4 protein-coding genes are annotated in these 2,951 nt (G+C 27.4%); 2 read left to right on the forward strand and 2 right to left on the reverse strand.

The features are described from left to right. Window positions 1-99 precede the first annotated feature (99 nt). Both ACIQ56_RS16275 and menD read left to right on the forward strand, forming a co-directional pair. Window positions 100-522: a BLUF domain-containing protein gene (locus tag ACIQ56_RS16275; protein WP_397602090.1), complete on the forward strand. Its 423-nt coding sequence runs from the start codon at window positions 100-102 to the stop codon at window positions 520-522. Between the two features lie 92 nt (window positions 523-614). After that, window positions 615-2,219, forward strand: a complete 1,605-nt coding sequence (gene menD, locus ACIQ56_RS16280) for a 2-succinyl-5-enolpyruvyl-6-hydroxy-3-cyclohexene-1-carboxylic-acid synthase (RefSeq protein WP_397602091.1) — start codon at window positions 615-617, stop codon at window positions 2,217-2,219. A 13-nt stretch (window positions 2,220-2,232) separates the two neighbouring features. Here menD and ACIQ56_RS16285 read toward each other — a convergent pair whose 3' ends face one another. Next, window positions 2,233-2,670, reverse strand: coding sequence for a hypothetical protein (locus ACIQ56_RS16285; protein ID WP_397602092.1), 438 nt, complete (start codon window positions 2,668-2,670; stop codon window positions 2,233-2,235). A 46-nt stretch (window positions 2,671-2,716) separates the two neighbouring features. Further along, window positions 2,717-2,951 (reverse strand): hypothetical protein (locus ACIQ56_RS16290; RefSeq protein ID WP_397602093.1); only part of this gene is annotated, 235 nt, incomplete at its 5' end.

Raw genomic sequence — 2,951 nt, forward strand, 5'->3', positions numbered from 1 at the left:
ACAGTATCAAAATTCACATTAATCATGTGTCAACTCAAATGGGGTCCATAGCAGAAAGTATAAAAGAAAATTTATAAATTATTTTTAGAGGCAATATTTATGTCTAAAATTTATCAACTCTTATACTTAAGCCAAAGTTCAGAAACTTTTTCTATGTTTCGTTTAGATGAATTATTACAAAAATCTAGATTGAACAATAAAGCATTAAATATAACTGGCCTATTAATTTATAATGCAGGATTCTTTTTACAGTTTTTAGAAGGAGATAAATCAAACGTACAAATGTTATATAAAAAAATTCAAAATGACTCAAGACATGGTAAAGTTAAAATATTATATGAACAAAAAGAGGATAAACGTATTTTTAATGAATGGGATATGGCTTATAAAAATGTTTATGATTTTAACCCGCAACTATCTTCTTTAATCACTAACTTTATTTTTGCAAAATCTAAAAAGACGACTCTTACAAAAAAAGAAGACATAAAAGAGCTATTTAAAGCTATAATAAAGGAGTTTTAAAAAATAATTTTGCTCTATGCCACCATCTCAAAACTATGTTATGGGAGTTTGGTGGGGTTCATTCCCTTGTCTAAATTTTTAGGGAAAATCAAATGAATAGAGAATATTCAAGAGAAATAATTTGCAATCTTCTAGAATGGGGGGTTGAAGAATTTTACGTTTGCGCTGGTGCACGAGATATTCCTTTAATAGAAACTGTTTGTAATATAAAAAGCAATCATAAAGTAGTATTTAATCACTTTGAAGAAAGATCTGCTGCCTTTTATGCTTTAGGTAGAATAAAATCTTTAAAAAAACCAGTTGCCATTATAACGACTTCGGGAACAGCAGTAGGAGAACTTCTTCCAGCTGTAATGGAAGCTTATTATTCCAATTTGCCTTTAATTTTAATTACGGCTGACAGACCTAAATCTTATCGAAGTACAGGTTCTCCTCAGAGTGCAGAACAAAAAGATATTTTTGGAATTTATGTCAGCGCCTGTTTTGATCTTTCCCCAGGGCAACCATTTGATTTATCAAATGTTCCAAATAATAAGCCAATACATTTTAATATCTGTTTTGATATTCCTTTACAAAGCGGTGATCTAAAAGAAATTCACTTAATTCGTTATGAAAAAAATAAAAAATTGTGGAATACAAATCAAAAATTATTGAATCAAGACAAAAATAAATTAGAAAATTTCATTTCACAGAGTAATAATTTAATTGTAATTATTTCACAATTAAATGAGAATAATTATACAGGAATTATTCAATTTATAAAAAATTTAAATGCACCAGTATACTTAGAATCTATTTCAAATATAAGAGAAATTCAAGAATTCAATCATTTAAAAATAAATTGTGCTGATAAAATATGGGAAAATTCAAAAAAATCTGACTTTAAAATTGATTCTATTTTAAAGATTGGTGGCACTCCAACACACAGAATATGGAGAGATTTAGATGAGACTTATAAAAATATAAATGTTTTATCCATTTCAAATAGTAGTTTTCCAGGTATGCCAAACTCAGAAAGTATAAATACTTCTGTTGAGTTATTTCTTTCAAACATAAAAATAAAAAAATACTCACATTATGACAACAAAATGAATTTATTTTTGGAATTAGATAAAAAATGTTATTTGAAATTAAATGAATTATTTGATCTTTATCCAGAAGCTGAGGAATCTGCTTTTTATCACTTATCGCAAAAAATAGAAATAAATTCTCGAGTTTTTTTAGGAAATAGTTTACCTATTCGGAACTGGGATTTATCTGCAACACACGAAAATAAAAACTTTAAAATAAATGCTTCTCGTGGTTTAAATGGAATTGATGGTCAAATTTCATCTTTTCTCGGTTTTGCAGAAGAATTTTCTTCCGAAAATTGGGGAATATTTGGGGATTTAACAACACTATATGACATGGCAGGTTTATGGATGTTAAATCAACGACCCAATTTAATTGCGAACATTGTTATCATAAATAATAAAGGCGGAAAAATATTTAATAAGGTATTAAAAGGAGATGCCTCAACTTTATGCCAAAATAACCATGATTTTGATTTCAAATATTTAGCAAAGTTTTGGCGACTAACGTATGAATTGCATAGAAATAGCAAAAATATTCTAACTTCCAAAAAATCTAGAATAATTGAAATTCAACCCGACCAAGAACAAACCGATTTATTTTCAAAACATTATTCAGAAATTTAAAATAAAATAAGGACTACCTAATATACTTTGCATTTGGATCATCTTCTTCGCATTCTAAATTTCCATATTTTGATTTACAATCCGTTCCACATTTAACTTCTCCAAATCGAATAACACATTCATAAAATGGCTTCGAGGCACAGCCAGATGCTGTAATACTTTCTTTGCAATTATAACCGCATATCACTCCATTTATATTTTCAATACATTTTTCGTCTTTTTCTCTTTTACAGTCAGCTCCAAATATTGTTTTTTTACAATCATATCCGCAAATTTTACTGCCTTTAAACTCGACACATTCTCTTTTATTTTCTCGTCTATTTATATTTTTTTCTTCGACAGTAACTTCAACTCCACAAAAAATTCCTTTATCATTTTTAATACATAACTCTTTAGAAGATGAGAAAATAGGAAATAATAAAGCACATACTAATACAAAAAATAACTTCATATATCGATTTCTTTCCAAGATAAAAACAGAAAATATTATTAACTTTTTAAGCTAATAATTTACTTTCCATGTCTTTACCAGAGATTGGATTCGTAATAAAGTTTTCTTTTGATTGCATGCACTGTGATTTTAAATTTATTGCAATAGTATGATTTGGATCTATGGTAAGAATATGATTTATTTGTTCTAATGCTTCATCATATTTTTGTAATTCAAGATGATTTCTTGCTAATTCAATAATATAATCGGTGTTTTGATATAGCGCTATCGCTTTTTTAATT

The sequence above is a fragment of the Silvanigrella sp. genome (assembly GCF_044369315.1).
In the GTDB taxonomy this organism is placed as follows: domain Bacteria; phylum Bdellovibrionota_B; class Oligoflexia; order Silvanigrellales; family Silvanigrellaceae; genus Silvanigrella.